This is a genomic window from Streptosporangium subroseum, from assembly GCF_900188345.1.
Classification (GTDB): Bacteria; Actinomycetota; Actinomycetes; order Streptosporangiales; family Streptosporangiaceae; genus Streptosporangium; species Streptosporangium subroseum.
The window spans coordinates 1-24,935 of sequence record NZ_FZOD01000103.1; the positions used below are offsets into that span (position 1 = coordinate 1).

Below are 24,935 nucleotides of genomic sequence, written 5' to 3' on the forward strand. Positions count from 1 at the left end.
GGCTCCCCAGTCCAGTGACCTTGCATAACATCCAGTCTGACCCCACCATCATTCGCGGCGGAGCCAGACCCCCAACATCTTCAGTGCGCTTCTAGCTGTTCACGCCACGGACGTAGAGCCGGGTGATGGGCGTGAGGTCCTTACGCGGCCTGACGGCGATCTCTTCCTCACCATGGAGGATCCGGAAATGAGTGTCTTCGATGACGACGGTGACGAGCTTGCCGGCGTGACGCGACCCGAGCTTGATGGCCTGTTTCGCGACCATGATCCGGCCGCTGGCGTGGACGCGTCGCTGAGCGCGGATCGACCCTGCCGGTAGCGGAGGCGGCGGCAGCGGTGCCGATGCCGTTCACGCTCCAACAAGACCGGTCAGCCGGTCGGTGCCGATCGGGCAGGGCCACGTGCCGACCAGAGCGCCATCGGCGATGGCATGCATCAGGTGACCGTCTAGTCGCAGCGTGACCGAGCGTCCGGCCAGCGCGAAGGCGACCTGGCACTTGATACCGGCGATCAGGACATGGCCATCGCGGTGGACCTTGCGATCTACCTCAACGGCTTGGCCCGCCGCCAGCACCGGCCGACCGTTGAGGCGCGGCAGGGCCGCCGTGGCGGGTTCGGCTCCGGCCGGGCGGGCACCGCGCATGGCCAGATAGGCCAGATCCGCGGGCAGCAGCCGGGAGGCGACGGTGCGCACCAGATGCCCCTCCAACAGCAGGCGGATGCTGCGCAGATCCGCCCAGATGGTCAGGGTTCGACCGGCCAGGCCCTGGCTCACCCCGACGCGCTGTTTGCCGGGCACCAGGCTGAGTTCCCCGCTGGGCGGGACGCGGATGTCGAACTCCACCGCCGCGGCCGGTGATGGCGCAAGGGGCGGCTCGGCCACCTCGATCATCAGCTGCGGCGTCGGCTCGGGGTGGGGTTCAGCAGAGGCGGACGCGGCGGGCAAGGCGTCGTCGCGGGTGGGTCCGTGCGGACGGAACACGCTGGCTGGGGTGGCCATGTTCAGCGCTTGGTGTGGCCGGGCGTGGTTGTAGGTGTGCACCCAGGCATCGATGGCTTCCTGGGCGGCGTCCGGTGACTCAAACGGTGCCACGTGGTCGAGCAGTTCCTGGCGCAGGGTCTTGTGGAACCGTTCGATCTTGCCGGTGGTGGTCGGTGAGCGGGGTTTGGTCAGTCGCTGCGTGATGCCGTTTTCCCGGCACACCCGCTCGAACAGCACCTCGACCGGCTGCGGGCGGATGTGCCGGCCGGTGAACTGCTTGCCGTTGTCGCTGAGCACTTCGAAGGGAACGCCGTAGCGGCGCATCGCCGCGGTGAACGCCGCGCACACCGCGCGCCCGGACGGGATTGCCACCACTGCGGAGATCACCACGAACCGGGAGTGGTCGTCGATGCCGGTTGTCCCGAGACCTCACATCGACACCCTCATCGTCCCAGCACATATCCACTGCCTGGACCATGACCGACACCCCCGGACTCTGCCCTGCGGGGCCGATCCATAACGGCAGTCCGCTGGGTGTCAGCAGCGCTTGGAGGTTATCGGCGTGCTGGTGGGCCTTGCCTGCGGCACCAGGCATCGATGGGTTCGCCTGAGAGTTCTTGTGGCGAGAACTCTTCTATCGGGGGCTCCGCATCCGTTTCCGGCCTTCGGCAGCCCCTCCCGAAGGCCCGGAATTCCAGCATCGGCGCCCAAGAAATCCCCATCGTCCGAACTATTTCGCTGAGATCACCTCAATGCGCTGACCGCTTATTTCGTGCTGTGGCCTCTGGGCCGTTCCAGCAGGGAAAGGCACCTGTCACCATATGGCCATACGGTCCTACCTGCACATACTCCACTCAATCCACGATCAACGGTTGGAGGCTGGAGCGCCCACTGCCCGAAGCGATACCGTCGAAGGACGGGGAAATTCGGAATTAATTCCCGTGCGGATTCCCATTGAAGAATGTCGACAGAATTCGGGAGGGAAAAACAGTGAACGCGAAAAGAAACCTAAGGGCGATTCTCGCAGCCAGCGCCGTGGGGATGCTTACCTTCGTCGCGGGAACGGCTCAGGCTGTCACGACCGAGGGTGCCGCAGCAGGCGTAACCTACAAGGACTATACCCGCGGCCCGCTCCAGTGCCGTAATACCCTTCACCAGCAGGGCATCGCATGGTGGGTTAAATTTCGACGTTACAGCAACGGCCGGTCGCGTGTCCTCTGGGTCAAGGTCCGCGGCCAAAACGAGGGCCTGGGCACCAAGGAGAGCATCTACATGGCCTGGCGAGGAGACGACGGGAGAAGCACATATTTCTTCCGCACGGTGAACTACCATTACGCCTACTGGAACATAGCGGACTACATAGGCGCGAAATATGTGGCCAAGAGCCATAAACCGTATGTGAAGATAGGGTTCAAGTGGAACCGTATCGGGCAGCAGGACCTCAACTGTGTGGGGTATGCGAACGTGTATTGATTGCAGAACGCCGCTCCTGCGCGAAATGGTGAACGGCCCTCGTAGAGTATGACGTGGGCGCAATGCTTCCACGGGGATCGCCGCGATCTGCTCTTCGGCGAGGGATCGAGTGTGGTCTGGTACACCTACAGGTCGACCCCACGAGCGCTGAGAACCTCACGCCACGGCCTTCCCGAGGAGACAGGTTCACCGGCAAGGACCTGCTCGGCTCTGGCATGCATTCGGCGACGTCCCTCTGGATCCCACACCGAGTCACACGCGGAGATCCACCAGCGATGAACGAAGGCGTTCAGCGCACCGAGGTCCAAACTCACTCGAACCTCATCGAGCACTGCCTTAAGCCCTGCGTCGAACGCTTCTCGGTCCTGCGGCACGACCAGGACGGAGCGGATGGCCCGCAGGCTCTTCTCAGGCATCGATGAGCCAGAAGGCACGAAGTCCTGCGGTTGAGCGGTCATGCTGCAATCTCCTCTACCTGCTCATAGCGCTTACAGACTCTTGGTCCTGGTGCTCCGCTTGCGCCTGGGCGAGGCCCTGGGACTCCGCTGGGAGGATGTCGACCTCGGCAACACCGAGATGACCATCGGCTGGCAACTCCAGCGGGTAGCCGGCAAGCTGGAAAGGTCACTTTCCGATCGTGGAAGGTGGCCTTTGACGTGTGAGAGCCGTCACCATCGATCGGGTTCGTCCGCTTGTCGTAGCTCCTCACTACGATCAGCGCATGTTCGGTCTGGATCAAGTGCAACTGACCCTCATTCTTCTACTCTTCGTGATCATCTGGCTCGGAGTCCGCCAATGGAGGGCGAAGCGCGGGGTGGCGCAGGTCCATATCAAGCTGTACCTGTTCACTCCCATCGGGATACAGGTCCGAGCACACGACCTCATTGAGGCAGGTAGGTTCGCGGACGCCGTCAGACTGATCAGCGAGGAGAGCGAGATCTCCCAGCCCGAGGCCGAGGAAGTGGCGAGGGCACTGCGAGCCGATCATGTCCTGCCGGAGCTTCCGATGCTGGAGAAGGAGGATCTCTCCGTAAGGGTCCGCGACCTGGTCGCTGACGGCCGCCGGAAGGAAGCCGTCTTCCTCGTACGCAGCGAGGAGAAGATGAGACAACGCGCAGCCGAGGCGTTCGTCGACTCAGTGGCACCCGAACCACACGCATAGCTCGGCGAGCCTCGCCAGGGAAGATGCGCGAGAAGCTCAAGACGCTCGGGATCGGCTGGATTCGTAGCCGTTGCTGTATTTCCGTGCTGTACGGCTCCCAAAAGCCTCCCAGCACGCGCGAAGCCCAGGTTGAGGGATCTTAAGAAACCATCCCCGACCTGGGCTTTTGGCTGTGGAGCCTAGGAGATTCGAACTCCTGACTTCCTGCTTGCAAAGCAGGCGCTCTGCCAACTGAGCTAAGGCCCCGAGATCAAGTCGTTGGCCTGGGGCGACGCCCCACACGACCTGCTTCAGTCGTACACCGTAGCAACAGGAACCGCCTCTGCGCCACTTAAGCCCCGCCGCTCGGTGCTTCGCGGCTCAGGTGCCGAGCGGACGAGATCCTTTTCTTGATCACCTCTCATCCGAAACAGTGTGGTTCGGTGGATTTGACGTGTTCAGCACCGTTGGCTGCGGGCCCTGCCGACGCGAGCGGATCCCGGCCGGCGCTCAACTCTCGGGAACCGTACGACCCCCGCGCCGTACGGAAGTCGGTTCTCGGGTCCTACCGAGGTCGGCCTCAGGCCGCACGGAGGTCGGCGATGACGTGGAAACGTTCCAGGGTCACCGGGGTGGTGTCGTTCACGGTGAAGGTCGGATCGCCCAGCGCCGAGCGCATCTCCTGACCGTGCCAGAACTCCTCGTGGTCCGCACGCCACTGCGCGATCGTCGTGTGGCCCTCGCCCTCGGCCATCGCATGGGCGACGTCCACCTCGCCCAGCGGCACAACGCGCACGCTTGTTATCTCGATGACGGCCACCGGGCGATCGGCGGAGTCCACCACCACTGACCGCTCGCCGATCTCGGGCAGCGCCTCGTCTCCATGCTCGTAATCGGCGACCAGGCCGGTCGTGGCGGTCTTGCGGCCGTCGAGAACCGCCGCGACGAGCATGTCGCGCAGCGGGCCGGGGAAGGCGAACAGTGCCTTGGGCAGGGATGCGAGATCAAACGGCTCGCCGGAGGCGGAGGTCACGGAACATCACCTTAGCGAGGTGGTTCTTACGAGCTGCGCCCAGGACGGGAGTGCCCTCAGAACCGACCCTCAGGACAGGGCGGCCCTCAGATAGGGCGGAGCTCAGGATAGGGCGGAGCTCAGACGACGGAGGCGCCCACGGGGGTCTCCACTCGCACGCTGCCCAGCAGGAGATCGGGGAGATCGGCGATGGAGTCCAGGATGTGAGTGGCGCCGCCCTTGAGGAGGCGTTCCCTGCTGTGGACCCCGGTCATGATCCCGGCGACCACCGACGCGCCGGAACGACGGCCGCAGAGCATGTCGCTCTCGGAGTCACCGGCCACCGCGACGTGGCGGACATCCTCGATGCCGAGGCGCAGGACCGCGGTGAGGACCATGTTGGGCATGGGACGGCCTCGGCCCGCGTCTTCCGGGCAGAGAGCGAGATCGACCTTGTCGGACCAGCTCAGGGCGCTCAGCACGCGGCTGAGCGTGACCCGGCTGAAGCCGGTGATGAGGCAGATCTTGATGCCCGCGCCACGGAGCCTCTCCAGCGTCTTGACGGTCCCGGGCATCGGGGTCAGACCCGCGCGCCCGATGGCACCCTCGTAGGAACGCTCGAAGGTCAGGTTGGCCGCCTGGGCCTGGGCCTCGTTGTCCGGGAAGATGCCTCGGAACACTTCGATCTTGGGACAGCCCCGGGACCGGTGCACGTGCACCATGGCACGCGCATACGCACCGGTCCCGGGCACGATGCCCTGCGTGGCGATCGCCTCGGCGAACGCCCGTTCGACCATGGCGATATCACCGATCGTGGTGCCTGCCAGATCCAGACAGGCGAGCCTGATGGGGGTTACTTCCCCATCGTGAGCAAGGACCATAAAAGCACCCAAATCGGTAGCCGCGTTGATCAGTTCTCGCTACCGGTGGCCTCGGTCCACAGGTCAAGCTCGGCACGGTCAGCCTGCACCTTGCGCCAAACCAGCAGCCCCCCGAGGGCGACGAGCGTCAGAACGAGCAACTTCTTCATGGTGTGACCCCACTTCTCGACGGTCTCACCTGCCGGGGTGAGACAACGCCCGGTTCCAACGGTTCCCTGCAGCCTAGCAAGGGACCGGGCCATGATCCGATCCGCGCGACGAGCCGACGTGGCCAATCTCCGCCAACCGGCTGATTGTCATCATCATGCCGTACGGCTCGTGCATAGACGCTCACGATCGCCGCGAGTTCGGCCTTGAAACCGTTCTCGTTCTCAAGATAACCCGAGTAATGGTGAGCTCTGCCCGCGTAAGGGTGCCGATCGACGGGCATCACCGTCCATCCGCGCGCCGGCACCGTCGCGACCAGCCCGTCTACCGCTCCGGCCCGATCAGGCAGAACCCCAAATGGCTCAGACCCGGTCGGTATCAGTCATGGGAGACCCTCCTCAGGCCCCTGTCAGGCCCGCTTCGGAGGCCGGGTCAGCGCGTCGCGCCCTCTCTCCACGATGTTGCCGACCACCTTCAGATCTTCATGGTCCTGGGCGGTCGCGAGCGCCGTCTTGGCGGCGTCGTAGGCGTCGAGGACCGCGTGCCAGTCGGTCCCGTCCTCGCCCTTCCCGTCCAGGAGGTCGATCTCCTCGCCCAGCCGGGTCACCTCTTCCTCCGCGCGCCGCCTGCCGGTCTCGAAGGCGGCCCTGGACTCGGCGGCGGACCGCCGGCCGGCTCGACGGCGCCTCAGCTTGATCCTGACCGCCCGGAACACCACGGCGACCACGATCAGGCCGAACACCCCGAAAGCGATGACCCAGCCGATCGCCAGTTTGCTCGTCGAACCCGAGAGATCGGCGTCCTTGGCGTATTCGGTCACCGTGTCGGTGACGTCGGCGCCCTCGAACGTAGCGCCCTTGAGCTCGGTGTGGGACAGATCGGCGCCGACCAGCCTGGCGTTCTTGAAGTCCGCGTCGAAGAGCTGACTGCTACGCATCTCGACCCGGTCCATCCGGGCACGGGTGAAGTCGGCCTGACCGGCCTTGAGGTAGGAGAGGCCGGCGTCGGTGAGATCGGCGCCGACGAACTTGGCGCCGCTGATGTCTCCGCTGTCGAGCGTCGCCCTGGACAGGTAGGCGCCGCTCAAGTCCGCGCCCGCCAGCTCGACGCTGCTGAGCTCGGCCTGGCCGAGCCGGGCCTCCCTGAGATCGGCTCCCTTGAGGAAGTGAACCTTCGCACCGGTGAGCGAGGCCTTGCGGAGGATCGCGCGGTCGAGCCGTACGGAACTCAGATCGACCCCGTCCAGCTTGGCGCCCGTCAGGTCGGCACAGCTCAGATCGTCGGGGAAATCCTTGACCCTGGTCAGGTCCCAGCCCGCGTACTGCTGCCCGCTGCCCGGCTCGCACGCCGGATCGGGAACGGGCAGTTCCATGGGTACGCCCGTGCTGCCCGCGAGCTCCGCGCCGGTCGCGTCACGCAGGTTGGCCTGGCTGAGGTCGGCTCCCTTGAAGGTCGCCCCTTCCATGGCCGTGGAGTAGAGCTCCGCCCCGGTCAGGTCTGCGTCCCGGAACACGGTTTTGACGAACGTCGAGTCGCGGAGCCGGGCCTTGCCGGCCTTCACACGGGTGAGGTTCGCGCGGCGCATGTCCGAGCCGTAGGCGTCCACGTCGCGCATGTCGACCCCGACAAGCTTCGCGTCGTCGAACTGGGCCTGGTAGAACCTGGCCCGGACCATCGTGGCCCCGCTGAGGTCGGCCCCCTCCAGGTGAGCGCTGTAGAAGGAGGCATCGTCGAGGTTCGCCCCGCGAAGGTCCGCGCCGCGGGCGTTCGCGGAGGAGAGGTTGGCCTCGGAGAGATCGGCCTTGCGCAGGTCGGCGCCCGCCATCTCCACGGCGCTCAGGTATGTCCCCTTGAGCGAGGCGCCCCTGAGGTCGGCTCCCGTGAGCGTGCTCCGCACGGTCGCACCGTCCAGCCTCGCGTTGCGAAGATCCGCACAGGTCAGGTCGGCGGGCAGGACGACCCGGCTGAGGTTTCTGCCGGCCAGCTTGGGCCCGCTTCCGGGGACGCAGGCGGCCTCGGCCGCGGACAGGGGACTGAGCACGACGGCCGCCAGGATCACCACTGGCACGAGCACTCGAGGTATTACCGGCATTTCCGCTCACGATCTCCCCCGAGACGCCCGAATCCTATCGTTAAGTGGGAGAACGGAGATCAGTCAGTGGCCTTCGACGAGGTCGGCGTAGTCGGGGTGCCGATCGATCCAGCCCTTCACGAACCAGCAGCTCGGCACGACCTTCGCTCCTTCGGCGCGGGCCGCGTCCAGCGCCGTGCGGACGAGCTCGGCGCCCACTCCGTTGCCCTCGAATTCCGGGTTGACCTCGGTGTGGGGATAAACGATGACGGTGCCACGCCGGATGAGGTCCAGTCGTCCCGCCTGCTTGCCGTCCACCTCCGCCTCGAAGAAATCGCCGCCGGGGGAGAGTTTGACGTCAATCTGCATGGGGCCTCCTTGGTCGGGCCGCCGGATGGCGGCGCTTCGGTCAGCCGATCCCCTGCGAAATTCATTCCCCTGAGCCTTATCGGCCGGGAACGGGTTACGGAAAGCCCGCCGACCGGCGACAGAGCGGCTGCGGGAGAACCGGCCGACGCCGAGGTGCGGGAGAAAGCGTGTCGCTCGTCGCTTCCCGATCGCGTTTTGCGGGAATATGGAGAACAACCGGTGACGTGATGCCGGGACAGCGGCTTATCAGAAGACGCCGCCATGTTGGATGATGTAGCCAGGTTCCGGTGTCGACACCGGTACATCATGGCGATCAGCCGACAGGGCCGCACTGGCCGGGCAGGACGTTGACTGGGTTCCATGCGCGCCGAGAAGGTGATCGCAATGGTCGGTGGGGTCGGCAACGGTTCACTACGCATTTTTTTCACCGGGCCGTCGGCCGGTGTGCGCTGCGAGGGAGACATCGACGCCACGACCCGCCCCGTCCTGATCCAGGCGCTGGCCGTGGTCTCGGAACAGACCAGCGGTGACCTGCATGCCGATCTCGGCGATGTGAGTTTCATCGACGTGGGCGGCCTGCGGGTGCTGGTCGAGACAGGGTGCAGGATGACCGGCGAGCGCCGACTCATCGTTCATGCCCTGAAGCCGCACACTCGGCGGATCATCGATATGTGCGGCTGGACAGATCTGCTCCTGACAGGCGTGAGCAGCACGTCTCCTGGTGGGAGAGCGGTCAACCACTCCTCAGATGTACCGTAAAGGTCTCCGAGCAGGAATTTGGGTGATCGTAAGCTGAGAGCAATAACACCGGCGCCGATCCGCGGCCGCGCGAGCGGGCCAAGCGGGAAAGGCAGCGTCTGGGGCGGCAAGCGGATTTCTCGCAGCATGCTCAAGAGCCTGTTCCTTCCTCCCATCACATTCACCCCCTCCCGTCTCACGCGACTGCCACCACCACCTCTGCCACGAGCAGTCGGCCTTGGTCGGTCGGCCTTGAAACGGTCAGCTTTGAAACGGCCGTGATCGGATGGATGCCTGCCGCCTTTGGTCCAGGTCCGTCCGATAACCCTTCCGTACCGGCCCCTGCCCTCAACCATCTGTAGAGGTACACCTATGAGTGCTGCCGTCCTTGTGACCGCCGTTTCCGACAACCCCCTGGAAGACAACCCCCTGGAACAGGAGAAAGTGTCTCTCCTGGCTCTGGTCGGCGAGCTCGACTACACCAACGCCGAACGGCTCCAGCACGACCTGCAGGAGGCGATCGGACCGGAGGTCTGCAATCTCGTCATAGATCTGACCGATCTGAGCTTCTGCGACTCCACCGGAATCCAGGTCTTCCTGACCATTCGCAAGATCACTCAGGACCGCGGCGGCAGCATCGCCCTGACCAACCTGCAGCCCCGCCTGGAAAAGCTTTTCCACCTGACCGGGCTCGCCCCCGCCTTCGGCATCCAGCCCACCGTCATCGACGCCCTCAAGGTTTTCCGGGCGCGCCAGTCATCGTCGTGAAGGTCTCACCCGGCGGAGCCTGACGGACGACCGCGGCGGCGCACCGGTGCACGCGAGATGTCATACTCCAGATTCCGGACCATTCGAATCTCTCCTGCCCCGCTCAGCGCCAAACGTTCACCGCACAGGCCACAGAACGAATATCTGGTGGCCCTGTGTCGTCGTAAGTTGGCAATGAGCGGGCAGGTGTCTAGCATCGTGTAACTCGTCAGCAACGCCCTGATTCTGGAGCGAGTCGGCTCGCCCCCCGGTAACTGCCAGACAAGGCGACGTCAAGGGGGTGTCGTGACCGGCGACCACGGTCAGCAATGGCCGATCGACGAGGATCTCACCGCTCTGCGCGAGCGTCTCTTCCAGCACGCGGCCCAGGCCGGCATGCGGGGCGAACGGTTGGACGACCTGCTTCTCGCCGTCAACGAGGCGGTCATCAACGTCCTGGAGCACGGCGGCGGCGACGGCACGCTGAGCATCTCGCAGGACGATACCTACCTGACCGTGGATGTCACCGACGCCGCAGGTCATCTGGACGTCCGGCACATCCCCCGGAAACGCCCCACGGGCACCGTACGGGGCTTCGGTCTGTGGTTGATGAGCCAGTTGTGCGATGAGTTCACCATCCAGCGGATCGCGGGGAGGTCCCGCGTTCGCCTGCGGATGCTCCTGCACCGATCACCGACCGGCGCCGCATCGCCCGACTCCGTGTCGGGTGACCCCGGCCCGGATGAGTCATGGGCCCGGTCCGAGGTCCGGTCATCGCCGGCGAACGGCGCGGGCGCCCACGTGGATATCACCCACAGTGGTGGAACGGCCCCATCGCCTCAGCAGAGTTGACGGAGTCATGGGTGAGGTCCCGCCTCACCGGCCGGTGCCGGCGGTTGCCGACACCCGGAACCCCACCGGCGGATCCGGCGGAATCCCGGGGCAAGAGCCCGGCCGGCTCGTTCACAGGTCCAGGACGAGACGGGGAGTACGGCTACGCGAGACGCAGATCATCATGTAGTCGGCCGTCGCCCGCTCCTCCTCGGTGAGGATCGAGTCACGGTGTTCGGGCACCCCGTCGAGCACACCGGTCTCACAGGTTCCGCAGGTGCCCTCCCTGCAGGAGGACAGGACCTGCACTCCGGCGGCCGTCACGGCGTCCAGGACGGAGGTGCCCGGCGGCACCCCGACGGTGAATCCGCTCTGTGCGAGCTCTACCTCGAAGGCGTTTTCCAGATCTTCGACCGGTTTTGGAGTGAACCGCTCGACCCGTAGCGTTCCACCCGTGCAGCGCTCCTCCACCGCGGCGAGCAGCGGCTCCGGCCCGCAGGAGTAGACCAGCTCGGGTGGCTCCCGGAAGAGGGCGTCGAGGTCGAGCAGGCCGGTCTCGTCCTGCGGCCGGACGATCACCCGGTCGCCGTACCGGGCGAGCTCGTCGAGGAAGGCCATGGACGCGCGGCGCCGTCCGCCGTAGACCAGCCGCCACTCCGTCCCCGCCCGGTCGGCGGCCGCCACCATGGGCAGGAGCGGGGTGATCCCGATACCCCCGGCGATGAACAGGCAGCGCGGTGCGCCGGTGAACGGGAAGTGGTTACGGGGACCGCACGCCGACAGCTGCGCCCCTACGGCGAGCCGGTCATGGATCCACGCGGAACCACCACGGCCGTCCGGCTCGCGGAGCACCGCCACCCGCCAGCCGGTCGTGTCGGCCGGGTCCCCGCACAGCGAGTACTGCCGGATGAGACCGGTGTCGCCGAGCAGCAGATCGATGTGGGCGCCGGGCTGCCAACGGGGAAGGGGCTCATCGTCAACCGCTCGCAGGGTCAGGCTCACCACGCCGTCGGCGATCACGTCCTTGCCCGCCACGACGACCTTCGTCTCGACGTTCAATCGATGCTCGCTTCGGGGCTCGCCTCGTGACCGAGGGTTTCGACGCTCGCCTCACGATCGGAGGCTTCGATACTCGCTCCGTGGCCGACGGTCTCGACGCTCGCTCCGTGGCCGGGGGCTTCGGTGCTCGCTCCATGGTCGGCGGCCTCGATGCCCGCCTCGTGATCGGGATGGGCCAGCAGCCACTGCCAGACCTCTATCGGGCCGTCGGCGCGGTATTCGGCCCCGCAGTGGCAGACCCCGGTCAGGTGGTCGGACCCGGGCGACCAGACGACCCGCAGCAGGGCATCGCTCACGATCCGTCCGTCATCCGCTGGAGCAGCCGGCGCGCGGCGAGCCCACCGGTGTCGATGTTGATGCTGAGTTCCTGATAACCCTCGGGCTCGGTGGCGATGACCTTCTCCAGGAGGTTGAGGGCGACCACGTCCTGCATGACCACGGTGCGGTTGCTCTCCGCGAGGTAGGTCGTCACCTCCGGATCGTCGAGGGCGAAGTCCCGGGCGACCATCCAGAAGTCGAAGGTCGTGGTCTCGGTCGACGGGGTGATCCCGTACACGATCTCCGCGTGGAAGGCGGCGCTGTCGTCACCGTCCGGTGCGGGTTCGAGGCCGGCCGGGGCGATGCGGCTGTGCAGGAGGTAGAGGCACGGCGGCTGGTACTCGATGTCCTGCCAGCGATCGATCCGGCCCTTGATCCCGGTGGAATTCGCGTAGAAGGGCGGGCATTCGACGTCTTTCATCCGGCGGCTGACCCGGACGACGCCGGCCTCCTCGTCGACCGAGGTCGTGATCGGGGTCTCCGCCACCTCCGGGGTCCCGATGTAGCCGCCGTGCAGGTAGGTCTCGTGCGACAGGTCCATCAGGTTGTCGACGAGCAGCTCGTACCGGGCCTCCAACGGCTCCATCCCGCGGACGACGACCCAGCCGTCGGCGGCGAGCCACGGGGCGCGCGGAATCGCCGTCGGATCCGCGTCACCGTCGCCGATCCACACCCACACCAGGGAGTCCTGCTCGACCACCGGGTAGACGGGAACCCGCGCCGTACGCGGAATCCTCTTCTGGGCGGGAACGGCCACGCAGCTCCCGTCGGGCTCGTAGGTGAAGCCGTGGTAACCGCACACCAACCGGTCACCGTCCCGGTGGCCCTCCGAGAGCGGGAAACGGCGATGCACGCACCGGTCGGCGAGGGCGACGGCGTCTCCGGACCGGGTTCGGTAGAAGACGATCGGCTCGCCACAGATCGTGCGGGCGAGCAGCCCGTCGCCGACCTCTTCGCCATAGGCGGCGACATACCACTGGTTACGGGGGAAAACCATGAGTGCTCCATCCTCAGACGTGGCATGACTTTCGCCTACGTGCGGGGAGGGCCACCATGGCGATTCCGTCTGATGGAAGATCGAATTCAGTCGCTGCGGTGGATCGCCGAGTCGGGTGAGCGCAGCGCCCGGGGCGCGCCGAGCGCACGGGAGATGCCCCGGGCACTGGCCCTGACGGCCGGGACCAGCACCCGCCAGTCGAAACCGTCGGCCGGAACGACGATGGACACGGCCGCCACCGCGATGTCCGCCGGCCCGAAGACGGGTGCGGCGACCGACAGCGCGTGCAACTCGACCTGGCCGTCGCTGATGGCCACTCCGGTCCTGCGAATCTCGGCCAGCGCCCGCCGGAGCTGCCCGCCGGAGCCGAGCGTCTTGGGCGTGAACCGTCTCAGGGGTCCGGTGATCGCACGTTCCTGCACGTCCGGGTGCGCGTGAGCGAGCAGGGCAAGGCCGACGCCGGTCGCGTGCGCGGGAAACCGGAGGCCGATCTGGGTGAAGACATGCACCGCGTCCCGGCCCGCGATCCGCTCGACATAGAGGACTTCGAGCCCGTCCAGCACCGCGAGCTGGACATTCTCGTGGGTCGCCTCATAGAGGTCCTCGAGGAACGGCATCGCGGCCTCCCGCAGGCCCAGGCCGCGAGGAGCCAGCGCCCCGACCTCCCAGAGCCGCAGGCCGACCCGGTAGAGGCCGTCGTCGTCCCGTTCCAGCGCACCCCACCGGGTCAGCTCGCCCAGCAGCCGGTGCGCGGTGGCAGCGGGCAGCCCGGTCTGCCGGCTGATCTCCGCCAACGACATCACAGTCCGCCCGGGAGAGAACGCGCCCAGAATGCTCAGGACCCGCTCGGTAACGGATGGCCTGCTGGATCCCATCACCGCCTCCGTCTCTGACCGACCAGCCGGCAAGGATAGGGAACTGTCGCGACCGCCGGAACACGTGGGGGTGTGGGCGGCGATGGCGTCCACTGTTACCTGCGTGCCGGGGAAGGTCCGGCGGGCGGCGATCCTGGCTGCCGGCTCAGTCATCGGGAAGGTCGGCGAAGGCCATCGCCCGTAGTAGTCCGCAGAGGTGCGCCACGTCATGCCAGAGGATCATGCCCTCATTCTTGGAGCGATCCAGCAGGTGGTGCAGTTCGGAAAGATCATCACTCACCTGTCCGGTCCCCACGCGTGGAGCCGGATCGTTCACCATGTCAAAGGCGGCTCGGAGAGGAAGGTCCCAGTAGTAGTCGACGGCCAGTGATGAGAGATCGATTCGGGCACCATGGCGTCGCTCCACCGCGTCCAGAAACAGCGTGCACAGCCGGCGGAGGTCGGCGACCTCAAGAACTATTTCGCTCATGCGGCAAGCGTGGCAGGCCATGACAGGATCCAGCCCTGGAGCAACCAGTTTGAATGATCTCGGTATGCGAACCGCTGAGCTGCTATGGCTCCCGGGTCGGAGCCCGCCTTGTCACGGGTATGACGGCTCAACGCGACGGCATCGGCCGGACGGGTCAGAAGTGGGTCGCGATCCCGAATGCCTCGCGGAGCCGGGCCATGTCATGCCGGTCCCGATCACCGGGATCGTACCCCTGGTGGAAATAGACCTGCTGGGCGGCCGACAGGCAGGGCACCTCAACGCCTCCGATCACGCCCACGACAAAGGAGTCGGCGGGATAGGGGAAGGTGCCGCCTCGCGTGTCGGCGTGCTGGACGGCGGAACCGTCCGGGTTGAAGAGCAGCGGATGCAGGTCCAGCTCGTGACCGCTGGGATCAGCCATGACGAAGCGGACAGGACGCCCCGGCAAGGCGTCAGGCTGCTCGACGAACCCGGCCGCCTCCAACGTCCTGATCAGCAGAGGCTCCTGCTCGACGCGATGCATCAGGTCAAGGTCGCGATGCTCTCGGGTGGCCTTGCCCACCAGAGCGTCGATGCCCCACCCGCCGCCGATCCAGACCTCGCATCCGGCATGACGCAACAGCGCCAGCACCCTCAGCACCTCATCCACCTCGAACACGGAGACACCCTGTCATCTCCGTTCGGGTGGCGGCGACTGATTTTTGGGGCTATCGGCCGATCCACTCGGTGATGCGGGAGGTCCGCCGTTGAGGGGGGTGAGGGCGATGATGGGGATGACCCGCCCGGCTCTGGCCTGGTAGTCGGCCCATCCGGGATCGGCCTGTACCGCGCGGGCGAAGAGGTGGTCTCGTTCCCGGCCTTTCAGGACGGTCGCCTGCGCGGGGTAGGTGAAGATTCCGTCTTCCACGGTGACGCGTGGGTTGGCGAGGAGGTTGTGGTACCAGGCCGGGTGGGTCGGGGCGCCTCCGGCGGAGGCGATGATCAGTATGCGTTCGCCGTCGGGGAGGTAGCCGAGTGGGGTGGTGTGGTGGGTGCCGGTTCTGGCTCCGGTGGTTGTCAGGAGGAGGAGCCGGCCTCCTTCGAAGGGGCCGCCGACCCGGCCGGCGTTGGCGCGGAACTCTTCGATGATCTGCTGGTTGAAGTTGTTGGGCATGCTCTGCCTACTCCAGGCGTGAGTGAAGTCGCGGGTGTGCGCGGTGGTGGTGGGTGACTGCGGTGCGGGCGGTGCGAGGTCACCGCACGCCGACTGGGGCTGCGGGCATGGAACCTCGATGGGCACGCAGGACGGTGGGCCGTGAGTCGGTCACTGGCCTGTCGGGTTCGAGGAGAGCTCGCATGCGGCGGTGGTGCTGAGCACCACCGGGCGCGGGGACGGCGCGCGGGCGCGATGCGGTTAGGCGCGGCCTGTGAAGTGTGAAATCACGACATCATCTCCCAATGCCACCGTCGTCCTCCCGGCCAACGACGCGCGACACGCAGATCATTACAGGCCCTCCCAGCGAACGTTGTCAAGGCGCATGCTGTCAGAGGTCTCCGGTCACCGTCGTGCCGAACGCGAGCCGGGCACCTTGCCACAGACCGGTTCGGCCGTGCCGGCATAGATCGACGCCCCGCCCGCGTCCTTGCTTGGTGTCACAGCGAGGAGGTCACGTGGATCCAGGATTTGAGGCGGACTTCCAGAAGTTCGTCGTCGATCGATCGGGTGCGCTTTTCCGTACCGCGTACCTGCTGACCGGCGACCGGCACACCGCCGAGGACCTGGTGCAGTCGGCGCTGACAAAAACGGCCGCGAAGTGGCGCGGCCTTCGCGACCCGGCGGCCATCGAGGGTTACGTCCGCCGCGTCATGTACCACGAGCAGGTGAGCTGGTGGCGGCGCCGTTCCCGCGTCGCGGAGGTGTCCACCGGATGGCTGCCCGACCAGGCCGGAGACGGGCACGCCGAGGTCACGGACCTTCGCCTGGTGATGCGCACGGCTCTCGCCCAGCTGACGCCCCGGCAGCGGACCGTGCTCGTGCTGCGCTACTTCGAGGACCTGTCCGAGACCGAGATCGCGCGGATGCTCGGTGTCGGGGTGGGGTCGGTCCGCAGCCAGATCTATCGCTCGCTGGAGCGCCTGAAGAAGATCGCACCTGAACTGAGCACCGTGAGGGAGTTCAGATGAACATCGAAGATGTGCTGCGCGAGACCCTTTCCGACATGGCCCGTGAGGAGCAGCCACCCCCGCCGGGCCGGTTCCTCCAGGTCGGCACGCGCCGATCCCGTCGCCGCGGCCTCGCCCTAGCAGCGGCGGCGGCCGTCACCGTGCTGGCGGTCGGGTCCACGCTCGTGGTCGGAGGGCTGTCCTCTCAGGTGGCGGCCCCCAAGGACCCCACCGGGCAGGGCCCCGTCGAGACGCTTCCCGACCCGGCCCAACGGCTTCTGGAAAAGATCACCCTCAAGGAGGGGCTGCGCCTGTCCGACACCCTGGTGCAGCTCTCCGAGAAGACCGGCAAGCCGCTCAGGGAGTTCCAGCAGATCGCCAGGAGTGGCAAGGGGCTGGGCCTGCCGAGCTATGCCAAGGGCAGGTTGGAAGGATTCGCCTTCCCCTCGACCTATGAGATCCGGCCCACGTCGAGCCCGGACGAGATCCTCGCCGCGATGGTGACGCGCTTCAACCGCGCCGCCGAGGACGTCGGCCTGGTGGACGGCGCCAGGCGTGCCGGCCGTACGCCGCTGGAGATCCTGACCATCGCCAGCATCGTCCAGGCCGAGTCGGGCACCAGGCGAGACATGCCCAAGATCGCGCGGGTCATCTACAACCGGCTGGACCTCAAGCCCGCGAGGAAGCTGGAGATGGACAGCACGCTCATGTACGGCCTGAACAAGTACGGCATCAGCGCCTCGAACAAGGATCTCAGGAGCCGGTCGCCCTACAACACCTACCTGCGCCCCGGACTGCCGCCCGGTCCCATCGGCAACCCGGGCATCGACGCCATCAAGGCCGCGCTGAAGCCGGCCGACGGCCCCTGGCTCTGGTTCGTGATGACCGACCCGAAAAAGGGTGTCACGAAGTTCGCCGGCTCCGAATCCGAGTTTCTCAAGCTGAAAGAGGAGTGGGAAAGGAACCGCGGAACCGGGTGACAGAGCGGCGCGCCGCCATGGATCCACAAAACGCGCGTCAGCCGAAGACGTTGTCGCGGGCTAGGTCGAGGGCTGTCAGGACGGCTCCCTGGAGCACCGCGTTGCCCACCACCGTGCTGGCGCGGATCTCGGCGGGGGCCGGGGAGAGCTCGCCCACGCGTTCGGCCACCAGCGCGGCGAGCGCGTCGCCGCCCGCACGCCCCGTCGTGCCGCCGAGGACGACGAGCCCGGGGTCCAGGATCGTGACGAGGGTGAAGGCTCCCCCGGCGATCCGCGCGGCCAGTTCCGCGCTGTCGAGGTGCCGCGCGACCTTGGCTTCCACCCGGTCGCAGAACGACATACCGTCCATCTCCAGAAAGCCGACCTCGCCCGCACCGCCCGACACGCCCCGGCGCAGCCGTCCGCCGAGGACGACCGCCGCGCCGACGCCCTCGTCCAGCCAGAGCAGGACGAAGTCCTCGCGCCCCATCGCGGCGCCCGTGCGGAGCTCGGCGATGGCGGCGAGGTTCACCTCGTTCTCCAGGATCACCGGCACGCCCATGCTCTGCCGTACCGAGGCCATCAGGCCCGGCCGCCAGCCGGGAACGTTGTCCGACACCAGCTCGCCGTTCCGGGGATCCACCAGGCCGGGCGCGCCGATGACGACCGTGTCCAGCACGCGGTCCGCGGCAGCCTCCCTGATCGCGCTCTCCATCAGAATCGCGAGGTCCTGCGGCCCGTCCGGACCGGAAATCTCCCGTACGGACGAGCCGACCGACCGTCCGGTGATGTCGGCGATCGTGACGTCGACGGCGCTGCGGCGCACGTCCACCCCGGCCACGTGGGCGCGGTCCGCCACGATGCCGTACAGGCGCGCGTTGGGACCCCGCCGGTCCTCGCCGCTCTCGCCGGTCACCTCGATGAGCCCGCCGTCCCTGAGCCGCTCGATCAGGTCGGACACGGTGGGCCTCGACAGGCCGGTCAACGTGCGGAGCTGGGGCGCGGTCAGCGGCCCGCGCTCAAGCAGCAGGTCCAGGGCGAGCCGATCGTTGATGGCGCGGGCCATGGCCGGGGTCGCGGTCTTCACGCCTCCCATATTAATCAGGAAGCCTGCCTAATACATCTTTCCATCAGGGAGCCTGCCTGATAGTTTCCAAAACATGAGCAATCATCGCGCCATCGCCGCCGTGTTCGTCGCCCACGGCGCCGTCGGCGGCAGCCTGGCCACCCGCGTTCCCTGGATCCAGGACCACCTGCACCTCGGTCCCGGCACCCTCGGTCTCGCACTGCTCTGCACGTCGGCCGGCGCCTTCATCGGCATGCCACTGGCCAGCCGCCTGGCGTACCGCTTCGGCGGGCGCGCCGCCACCCGGGTCCTGCTCGCGCTGTGGTGCGGCGCCCTCGCCCTGCCCGCGCTCGCACCGGCGCCGGCCTGGCTGTTCGCCGCGTTCCTGCTGTACGGCGCTGCGGCGGGCATGTGCGACGTGGTGATGAACGCCCAGGCCGTGGTGCTTGAGCGGCATCTGGGGCGCTCCATCATCTCCGGGCTGCACGGCCTGTGGTGCGTGGGCAGCCTGGCGGGAGGCGGCATCGGGGCCCTGGCCGCGCAGGCGGGAATCGACGCCAGGCTCCACCTCGGGGTGACCGCGCTCGTGCTTCTCGGCCTGGGCGCCGTGGCCGGGCGCGATCTGCTGCCCGACAGCTCGCCCGCCGGCGTGCCCGCGCCACGGCGCTTCGCCCTGCCAACGCGCGCGATCCTGGTCATCGGCCTCGTCGGATTCTGCGGCACGTTCGCCGAGGGCGCGAGCTCGAACTGGGCCGCCGTCTACCTCACGGAGGTCGCCGCCGCCGGCCCGGGAGTGGCCGCCGCCGGCTACATGACCTTCATGCTCTGCATGGCGGGCGCCCGGCTGGTCGGTGACCGGGTCATCCAACGGCTCGGGCCCGTGACGGCCGTCAGAGCGGGTGGGATCGTGGCGGCCGTGGGCGGCGCCATCGTGGTCGCGGCCCGCACGCCCGTATTCGGCATCGCCGGATTCGCCCTGCTCGGACTGGGCGTCGCCGTGATCGTCCCGCTGGTGTTCGCGGCGGCGGGCAACGCGGGTCCGACGCCGGGGGAGGGGGTGGCGGGCATCGCGACGATCACGTACCTGTCGGGCCTGACCGCCCCTGCCGTCACCGGGTGGGTCGCGGGCGGCATCTCCTATCCCGCCGCGTTCGCGATGGTCACCGGCGTGATGGTGCTGCTGACGCTGCTCGCGCCGGTCCTGCGCCCGGCCCCGGCGGGCCCGCACGCGGCGCCTCTCGCCCCTGCGCGGCGGAGCTGAAGCCCCCGAACGGAGAGCAGGACCATATGGACGTCAGCGCCGCCTCTCACTCCTTCACCTCCTCGTCTCCCAGGACGGCTCGCGAGCAGCTCGGCCGCTCCCGTGCGACCGGCTCCCCGCCCGTAAAAGCCCGCTCTTTCACCAAGGAGAGATGTATGTCCACCGGCAGTTCCAACGAAGTGCTCGTCGACGCAACTCTCGTACGCCGGTTGCTCGCGGCGCAGTTCCCGCAGTGGGCGGATCTGCCCATCTCAGCGGTCCCGCTGTCCGGGATGGACAACGCGACGTTCCGGCTGGGTGCGGATATGTCCGTGCGGCTGCCCCGCTACCCCCGGTGGGTCGGCCAGGTGGAGCGGGAGCACCGGTGGCTGCCGCGGCTGGCGCCGTATCTGCCGCTCTCCATCCCCGAGCCTCTCGCGCTGGGCAGGCCCGCCGAGGGCTACCCCTTCCCCTGGTCGGTCTACCGGTGGCTGGAGGGTGAGACGGCGACCACCGACCGCCTCGCCGATCCGATCCGGACGGTGACCGACCTTGCCGAGTTCGTCGCCGCCCTGCAGAAGATCGATACCGCGGATGGACCGGGCCCCGAGTGGAGTAACGCCTTCCGTGGCGTTCCCATGGGCGATGAGCGCGACTCCCTGGCCTCCGAGGCGCGCGTCCGTCCCAAGATCGAGGCGCTGAAGGACATGGTCGACACCGGCGCGGTGACGGCCGTATGGGAGGCGGCGCTGGCGGCACCCGCGTGGGACGGCCCGCCGGTGTGGATCCACGGCGACCTCGGGACCGGCAACCTCCTGGCCGTCGACGGCAGGTTGAGCGCCGTCATCGACTTCGGAACGCTGGCCGTGGGCGACCCTGCGTGCGATCTGATACCCGCCTGGATATTCCTGCCCTCCGAGGCGCGGAGCGCCTTCCGCGCGGCGCTCGACGTCGACGACGCCACCTGGGCACGGGGCCGCGGCTGGGCGCTGGCCTCGTCTCTACCCGTTCCCGACGACCCCTTCTTCAACGACCCGGCACGCGTGACCACCGCCCTGCGCCACCTCGACGAGCTCATCACCGACCTCCGGTAGCGCCGCGCCAGGTTGGTGCGGTCTGGGGGCGTGGTCTCGGTGCGTCAGGTGCCCAGGTCCCGGAAGCCATCCGCTGTCTGGCCGAGGGCACGGCAAAAGGAAAGGTCGTCATCACCGTTCAGCGTGCACGTCACCGCTGATACGGATGAATTGGCCCTGTTGCCGGCGTCACGTCGATCCGGGCACCAGTTGATGATCAACCGGCTCCGAGATGCCGGTGAGTATGAGCACCGTGTCCCGGGACGCGAACGCGGCGTCCGCCTCGGAGCGACCGATCAACTATGGTGACCGGCCATGAGAATCCTCATCGTCGGTGGCAGTGGCTTTCTCGGCAGCGAACTCGCTCGGCAGTGTTTGACGGCCAAGCATGAGGTGGCCGCGACCTACCTGACCCGATCGGGAGAGACCGCGGGTGTTGAGTGGTTGCCGCTCGATGTGCGCCGACGAGAGGACGTCGACGCGCTGATCAGCGCATTTCATCCAGAGGTGGTCGTTAACGCCGCGTACCGGCAGGCAGACTGGGCGACCACGGCGGTGGGAGCCGCGAACGTTGCTCTCGCCGCCTCTGCGGCCGGTGGGCGCCTGGTCCAGGTATCCAGCGACGCGGTCTTCTCCGGTGCCTCGATTCGCTATGACGAGACGTGCGTCCCCGACCCGATCAGCCCGTACGGTGCGGCCAAGGCCGCTGCCGAGACAGCCGTGAGCGCGATCGCGCCGACCGCGGTGATAGCCCGGACGTCCCTGATCATCGGTGACGGCGATTCTCCACACGAGGCGCTGGTGCATTCGCTGGCCACCGGCGGGGCAGAGGGAATGCTGTTCACCGACGACGTGCGATGTGCCGTGCATGTCGTCGATCTCGCCGCGGCGCTCCTCGAACTTGCCGCATCCGAGTATCACGGCATCCACCATGTCGCCGGAACCGATGCGGTAAGCCGATACGAGCTGGGGCTGCTCATCGCCCGGCGCGATGGACTCGACGCGGACCGGTTGCCTTCGGGCCGGCGGGCAGACACCAACGTGCCCGGCCCGATCGAGGTGCGCTTGGAGTGCGGCATGACTCAGCAGCGGCTTCGGACCAGGCTGCGTGGCGCGCGACAGTTTCTGGCCTGACGTTCACCGATGACCGCGACCTTCCTGGTCGCGTGCCGGTTCGGCTCGACGGCGTCGGCCACGATGGGCAGACTCACCGCCGCGGCTGCCGGCGTGGTCGGACCGGCGCAGGCCGTACCGGATGCGGTCGGTGACCTGGTCGGACCGGCGCAGGCCGTACCGGATGCGGTCGGTGACCTGGACGTGCGCGTGCCGGGCCACGGGCCGATCGCCCTGAAAGAAGGCCATCCGAATCGGAAACCTCACCAGCCAGTAGAGTCGGCTGCCGTGACCGCACCTGCGCAGCTACCGGACGGGGCTCTGCACATCGCCGACGGTACGGTGGTCGCTCTGGTCGCACCCCACGCCGGGCTGATCGAGCTGCCCACCTCAATCAGCGAAATGACCGCGCTGCGCCGCATCGACCTCGATGACAACGCGCTGACCCACCTGCCCGCGGATATCGCCGCGCTGCCGCTGCTGGACACCCTCCTGGTCTACGGCAACCAGCTCACCGACATCCCCCCGGCACTTGGTCACGCCGCTGCGCTGCGGCATCTCAGCCTGGGCGGCAACTCCCTCACCTCGGTACCTGACACGCTCTGGCGTCTGACCGGTCTGCGCTCCCTCAATCTTGCCGAGAACGAGATCACTGAAATCCCCGACACCATCGGCGACCTGGTCGAACTGCGCATGCTCGACCTCGGCCACAACCGGCTCCGCCACGTGCCGGAAACGATCGGCGACCTGCCGCATCTCACCGACTACCTCTACCTCAGCGACAACGGCTTCACCTCGGTACCCGCGTCCCTGGGCCGGCTGAACCAGCTCGACTACCTCAACCTCACCGACAACCGGCTCACCACATTGCCTCGGGAGATCGGCGGCATGACAGCGCTGCGCGAACTGCGCCTGTACAACAACCGCCTCAGCGCCCTGCCCGACACGATCGGCCGGCTGTCCCGGCTACGCGAGCTCCACCTGATGAACAACCGGCTCACCACCCTGCCCGACGCCATCGGCGAGCTGCACGGGTTGCGCCACCTCGACCTGCGCAACAACCCCCTGCAAAGGCTGCCCGAGGCAATCGGACGGCTGGCTCACCTCGTCCACCTCGACCTGCGCGCCAGCCGTCTGCGCGAACTGCCCGACAGTCTCGGCGCCCTGCCCCGGCTGGAGAAGCTCGACCTGCGATGGACCAAGCTGGATCGGCTCCCCGACTGGATCACGTCGCTCCGCCGGCAGGGCTGCGCGGTCCTGCTGTAGCTCACAGCTGCGGTAGAACCGACCGACCGAGAAACGCGGCAAGCCGATCGATGGCCGGAGCGCTCTCCTCGACGGGTTGCGGCTCGGCGAATCGTCCCGTTCGGGGCTGGGGGGAGAGCTGGACCCGGACGAACGTCAGGGACCGCTCGGCAAGGTCTTCGGGCACCCGGACAGGGACTCCGGTGGCCTGGGCCAGGTCCCATCCGTGAGCGAGCAGATCGTACAGGCGGATCTGCAGGCGCTCGGCGCCCGTGGCACTCCCCATGGGCCCGGTATAACTCCGCTCAAGCACCCCGGGGCGGGAGAACACGGCCTGCAGCGAAGCGCTGGAGGCCCGCCAGGCTCCGACCGGGTCGTCACCGAGGCGGTCCGCTCCGCGGTCGGGCATCGGGCCACCCTCGATCAAGGCTACGAACACCAGGTCCATGCCGACCAGGTGGTCGACCACCTCCCGCACGTTCCATTCCGTGCACGGCGTCGGCGCCTTCCACTGCTCGGGGCGGATCTCGGCGATCAGGTCGCCGACGGCTTCGTACGCGCGCGCGAGGTCTTCAGAAGGGGTGGCCATCGGGCAAGACTACGGCGGCGCCCGTCAGGTGGCCCAACGGTTTTCCGGCGGTCCGGAGAGAACCGGGTCCGTTCACCGAGCCCCTGCGTCCTCTGACATGTCCGAAGCTCTGGTGAGCCGCCAAAAACTTATTTGTCCGCGGCACAGGACTCTCGACATGATCAAGTATGACAGTGACACGGGAACTGCTCGCCTACTACGAGCAGGACAGGGAACACGACCGGCTCCGTGAGGGGCGTGGCCGGCTGGAGTTCTGGCGGACGCAGGACGTGCTGCGCCGGATACTGCCCCCTGCTCCGGCGCGGGTACTGGACGTGGGTGGCGGCACCGGTGTGCATGCCGAGTGGCTGTCCGCCGACGGGTATGAGGTGGAACTGCTGGACCCGATTCCGTCGCATGTGGAGCGAGCGGCGGAACTGGCCGGAGTGACGGCGCGGCTGGGGGACGCCAGGGAACTCCCCGTACCGGACGGGAGCGCCGACGCGGTCCTGCTTCTCGGACCGCTCTACCATCTGGCCGAACGCGCCGACCGGGTCCGGGCACTGGCCGAGGCCCGGCGTGCGGTACGGCCCGGCGGCCTGGTGGACGCGGCGACCATCAGCCGTTACTCGGCCATCCACGACGGCATCTACCAGGGCTTCTACCTGCAGGACGGATTCCGTGCGGCAGCACACGCTGCCGCCGCGGACGGGGTCATGCTGTCGCCGAGGTCGGGCTTCACCGCTTACCTCCACGACCCTGATGAGGTTCTGGATGAGTTCACCGACGCCGGTCTTCCCGAGGTCGAGCGGTACGGACTGGAGGGTGCCTTCTGGCTGTACGGAGACGTCAACGACTGGCTCGACGACTCCGAACGCCGGACGCTCATACTCGACGCCCAGCGCGCGGTGGAATCCGTTCCGTCGCTTCTCGGGGTGAGCGGCCACATGCTCACCGCCGCCCGACGTGATCACCCCGGTAGTCCCTGATGATGGGACCCACTCGACCGCCAGGCAGGGACGTTGGTCACGCAGAAGATCAAAAAGGCTCGAGCCTTCCGGCTGGAAAGCAACCGAATCGGGTGATCCGCCGTGGGAGCTACGCGGGGGCCGGATCGTCCCTTGTCAGGTGCAAGCCGAGCTGTGTGTACAGCTCCAATTGATCGAAGTACTCCCGGTGCGTGACGACCTTTCCATTCTCGACGAACGAGGCGCAGGTGCCGCGCAGAGTGATGCGGCGGCCTGTCGCTTCCAGTTCCTGCCCGTCGGGCAGCAGAAACGGTCCGGTGTGCGTGCCGGTCCCCGTCCATTCGACCATCATGGGGTTGTCGGTGTCGGTGGCCTCGTACCACACCGTTAGGTGGAGGTCCGGAAATCCCTTGAAGAATTGCTCAAAGAGCCACGCGATCTGTTCGTGCCC

At 67.4% G+C, this 24,935-nt stretch carries 30 protein-coding genes and 1 tRNA gene; 12 read left to right on the forward strand and 19 right to left on the reverse strand.

All coding sequences use genetic code 11. The features are described from left to right. Positions 1–91: 91 nt before the first annotated feature. Together CHC08_RS51055 and CHC08_RS45535 are read right to left on the reverse strand one after the other, a co-directional pair. Complete coding sequence (locus CHC08_RS51055) at positions 92–265, reverse strand: hypothetical protein (RefSeq protein WP_218825806.1); 174 nt, start codon at positions 263–265, stop codon at positions 92–94. An 84-nt stretch (positions 266–349) separates the two neighbouring features. Then, positions 350–1,393, reverse strand: a complete 1,044-nt coding sequence (locus CHC08_RS45535; RefSeq protein WP_275937256.1) for an integrase core domain-containing protein — start codon at positions 1,391–1,393, stop codon at positions 350–352. Positions 1,394–1,936: 543 nt separating this feature from the next. Here CHC08_RS45535 and CHC08_RS45540 point away from each other — a divergent pair. After that, the gene (locus CHC08_RS45540; protein ID WP_143653656.1) at positions 1,937–2,455 is read left to right on the forward strand and encodes a hypothetical protein; all 519 of its coding nucleotides are present in this window, start codon (positions 1,937–1,939) and stop codon (positions 2,453–2,455) included. A gap of 125 nt (positions 2,456–2,580) precedes the next feature. Here the strand turns inward: CHC08_RS45540 and CHC08_RS45545 are convergent, their stop codons facing one another. Then, positions 2,581–2,913, reverse strand: coding sequence for a DUF6247 family protein (locus CHC08_RS45545; RefSeq protein WP_089213604.1), 333 nt, complete (start codon positions 2,911–2,913; stop codon positions 2,581–2,583). A 263-nt stretch (positions 2,914–3,176) separates the two neighbouring features. On the opposite strand from CHC08_RS45545, the gene CHC08_RS49100 reads away from it, so the two are divergent. Beyond that, a complete protein-coding gene (locus CHC08_RS49100) occupies positions 3,177–3,617 on the forward strand; it encodes a hypothetical protein (protein ID WP_179282612.1) in 441 nt (146 codons plus the stop codon). A 173-nt stretch (positions 3,618–3,790) separates the two neighbouring features. Here CHC08_RS49100 and CHC08_RS45560 read toward each other — a convergent pair. From CHC08_RS45560 to CHC08_RS45585, 6 genes are all read right to left on the reverse strand, one after another. Further along, positions 3,791–3,863, reverse strand: a tRNA-Ala gene (locus tag CHC08_RS45560). A gap of 313 nt (positions 3,864–4,176) precedes the next feature. Beyond that, positions 4,177–4,629 carry an ASCH domain-containing protein gene (locus tag CHC08_RS45565; RefSeq protein WP_245878970.1) on the reverse strand — a complete coding sequence of 151 codons (453 nt, stop codon included), beginning with the start codon at positions 4,627–4,629 and terminating at the stop codon, positions 4,177–4,179. A 119-nt stretch (positions 4,630–4,748) separates the two neighbouring features. Further along, positions 4,749–5,489 (reverse strand): HAD family hydrolase, encoded by a 741-nt coding sequence (locus CHC08_RS45570; protein ID WP_089213607.1) that lies wholly within the window; start codon positions 5,487–5,489, stop codon positions 4,749–4,751. Between the two features lie 29 nt (positions 5,490–5,518). Continuing rightward, on the reverse strand, positions 5,519–5,638 hold the full coding sequence (locus CHC08_RS51060; protein ID WP_218825808.1) for a DLW-39 family protein: 120 nt from the start codon (positions 5,636–5,638) through the stop codon (positions 5,519–5,521). Positions 5,639–6,045: 407 nt separating this feature from the next. Beyond that, a complete protein-coding gene (locus tag CHC08_RS45580) occupies positions 6,046–7,710 on the reverse strand; it encodes a pentapeptide repeat-containing protein (protein WP_179282613.1) in 1,665 nt (554 codons plus the stop codon). An 81-nt stretch (positions 7,711–7,791) separates the two neighbouring features. Continuing rightward, on the reverse strand, positions 7,792–8,076 hold the full coding sequence (locus tag CHC08_RS45585; protein ID WP_089213610.1) for a GNAT family N-acetyltransferase: 285 nt from the start codon (positions 8,074–8,076) through the stop codon (positions 7,792–7,794). A gap of 360 nt (positions 8,077–8,436) precedes the next feature. Between CHC08_RS45585 and CHC08_RS45590 the strand changes: the two genes are divergently transcribed. From CHC08_RS45590 to CHC08_RS45600, 3 genes are all read left to right on the forward strand, one after another. Beyond that, positions 8,437–8,835: an STAS domain-containing protein gene (locus CHC08_RS45590; RefSeq protein ID WP_089213611.1), complete on the forward strand. Its 399-nt coding sequence runs from the start codon at positions 8,437–8,439 to the stop codon at positions 8,833–8,835. Between the two features lie 351 nt (positions 8,836–9,186). Continuing rightward, positions 9,187–9,582 (forward strand): STAS domain-containing protein, encoded by a 396-nt coding sequence (locus CHC08_RS45595; RefSeq protein ID WP_089213612.1) that lies wholly within the window; start codon positions 9,187–9,189, stop codon positions 9,580–9,582. A 285-nt stretch (positions 9,583–9,867) separates the two neighbouring features. Further along, entirely contained in the window at positions 9,868–10,413 is a 546-nt protein-coding gene (locus CHC08_RS45600) for an ATP-binding protein (RefSeq protein WP_179282614.1), read from the forward strand. A gap of 111 nt (positions 10,414–10,524) precedes the next feature. Here the strand turns inward: CHC08_RS45600 and CHC08_RS45605 are convergent, their stop codons facing one another. The 7 genes from CHC08_RS45605 to CHC08_RS45635 form a co-directional block, all read right to left on the reverse strand. Continuing rightward, entirely contained in the window at positions 10,525–11,451 is a 927-nt protein-coding gene (locus tag CHC08_RS45605) for a PDR/VanB family oxidoreductase (RefSeq protein WP_089213614.1), read from the reverse strand. Further along, positions 11,448–11,747, reverse strand: coding sequence for a hypothetical protein (locus CHC08_RS45610; protein ID WP_089213615.1), 300 nt, complete (start codon positions 11,745–11,747; stop codon positions 11,448–11,450). Before CHC08_RS45610 ends, CHC08_RS45605 begins: the two co-directional genes overlap by 4 nt. Continuing rightward, positions 11,744–12,766 carry an aromatic ring-hydroxylating oxygenase subunit alpha gene (locus tag CHC08_RS45615; RefSeq protein ID WP_089213616.1) on the reverse strand — a complete coding sequence of 341 codons (1,023 nt, stop codon included), beginning with the start codon at positions 12,764–12,766 and terminating at the stop codon, positions 11,744–11,746. The genes CHC08_RS45610 and CHC08_RS45615 overlap by 4 nt, the downstream gene beginning before the upstream one ends. 86 nt (positions 12,767–12,852) lie before the next feature. Further along, on the reverse strand, positions 12,853–13,851 hold the full coding sequence (locus CHC08_RS45620; protein WP_338055741.1) for an IclR family transcriptional regulator: 999 nt from the start codon (positions 13,849–13,851) through the stop codon (positions 12,853–12,855). Next, positions 13,787–14,110 (reverse strand): hypothetical protein, encoded by a 324-nt coding sequence (locus CHC08_RS45625; protein ID WP_089213618.1) that lies wholly within the window; start codon positions 14,108–14,110, stop codon positions 13,787–13,789. The genes CHC08_RS45620 and CHC08_RS45625 overlap by 65 nt, the downstream gene beginning before the upstream one ends. A gap of 154 nt (positions 14,111–14,264) precedes the next feature. Beyond that, positions 14,265–14,768, reverse strand: coding sequence for a nucleotidyltransferase domain-containing protein (locus CHC08_RS45630; RefSeq protein ID WP_089213619.1), 504 nt, complete (start codon positions 14,766–14,768; stop codon positions 14,265–14,267). Positions 14,769–14,780: 12 nt separating this feature from the next. Continuing rightward, complete coding sequence (locus tag CHC08_RS45635) at positions 14,781–15,389, reverse strand: nitroreductase family deazaflavin-dependent oxidoreductase (protein WP_245878972.1); 609 nt, start codon at positions 15,387–15,389, stop codon at positions 14,781–14,783. A 371-nt stretch (positions 15,390–15,760) separates the two neighbouring features. On the opposite strand from CHC08_RS45635, the gene CHC08_RS45640 reads away from it, so the two are divergent. Both CHC08_RS45640 and mltG read left to right on the forward strand, forming a co-directional pair. Further along, positions 15,761–16,273: a SigE family RNA polymerase sigma factor gene (locus CHC08_RS45640; protein WP_089213621.1), complete on the forward strand. Its 513-nt coding sequence runs from the start codon at positions 15,761–15,763 to the stop codon at positions 16,271–16,273. Next, positions 16,270–17,232, forward strand: coding sequence for an endolytic transglycosylase MltG (gene mltG, locus CHC08_RS45645; protein WP_089213622.1), 963 nt, complete (start codon positions 16,270–16,272; stop codon positions 17,230–17,232). Before CHC08_RS45640 ends, mltG begins: the two co-directional genes overlap by 4 nt. A gap of 37 nt (positions 17,233–17,269) precedes the next feature. Here the strand turns inward: mltG and CHC08_RS45650 are convergent, their stop codons facing one another. Next, on the reverse strand, positions 17,270–18,298 hold the full coding sequence (locus CHC08_RS45650) for an ROK family transcriptional regulator (protein ID WP_218825809.1): 1,029 nt from the start codon (positions 18,296–18,298) through the stop codon (positions 17,270–17,272). Positions 18,299–18,371: 73 nt separating this feature from the next. Here CHC08_RS45650 and CHC08_RS45655 point away from each other — a divergent pair, with 73 nt between their 5' ends. From CHC08_RS45655 to CHC08_RS45670, 4 genes are all read left to right on the forward strand, one after another. Beyond that, entirely contained in the window at positions 18,372–19,538 is a 1,167-nt protein-coding gene (locus CHC08_RS45655; protein ID WP_089213624.1) for an MFS transporter, read from the forward strand. 155 nt (positions 19,539–19,693) lie between these two features. Then, positions 19,694–20,611 carry an aminoglycoside phosphotransferase family protein gene (locus CHC08_RS45660; RefSeq protein WP_089213625.1) on the forward strand — a complete coding sequence of 306 codons (918 nt, stop codon included), beginning with the start codon at positions 19,694–19,696 and terminating at the stop codon, positions 20,609–20,611. 294 nt (positions 20,612–20,905) lie between these two features. Next, positions 20,906–21,724, forward strand: a complete 819-nt coding sequence (locus tag CHC08_RS45665; protein ID WP_089213626.1) for a sugar nucleotide-binding protein — start codon at positions 20,906–20,908, stop codon at positions 21,722–21,724. A 9-nt stretch (positions 21,725–21,733) separates the two neighbouring features. After that, positions 21,734–22,969 (forward strand): leucine-rich repeat domain-containing protein, encoded by a 1,236-nt coding sequence (locus CHC08_RS45670; protein WP_245878973.1) that lies wholly within the window; start codon positions 21,734–21,736, stop codon positions 22,967–22,969. A 1-nt stretch (position 22,970) separates the two neighbouring features. On the opposite strand, the gene CHC08_RS45675 is transcribed toward CHC08_RS45670, so the two are convergent. Then, positions 22,971–23,537 (reverse strand): TIGR03086 family metal-binding protein, encoded by a 567-nt coding sequence (locus CHC08_RS45675; RefSeq protein WP_089213627.1) that lies wholly within the window; start codon positions 23,535–23,537, stop codon positions 22,971–22,973. Between the two features lie 167 nt (positions 23,538–23,704). On the opposite strand from CHC08_RS45675, the gene CHC08_RS45680 reads away from it, so the two are divergent. Next, positions 23,705–24,505, forward strand: a complete 801-nt coding sequence (locus tag CHC08_RS45680; protein WP_143653658.1) for a class I SAM-dependent methyltransferase — start codon at positions 23,705–23,707, stop codon at positions 24,503–24,505. Between the two features lie 109 nt (positions 24,506–24,614). Here the strand turns inward: CHC08_RS45680 and CHC08_RS45685 are convergent. Next, positions 24,615–24,935 (reverse strand): ester cyclase (locus CHC08_RS45685; protein ID WP_089213630.1); only part of this gene is annotated, 321 nt, incomplete at its 5' end.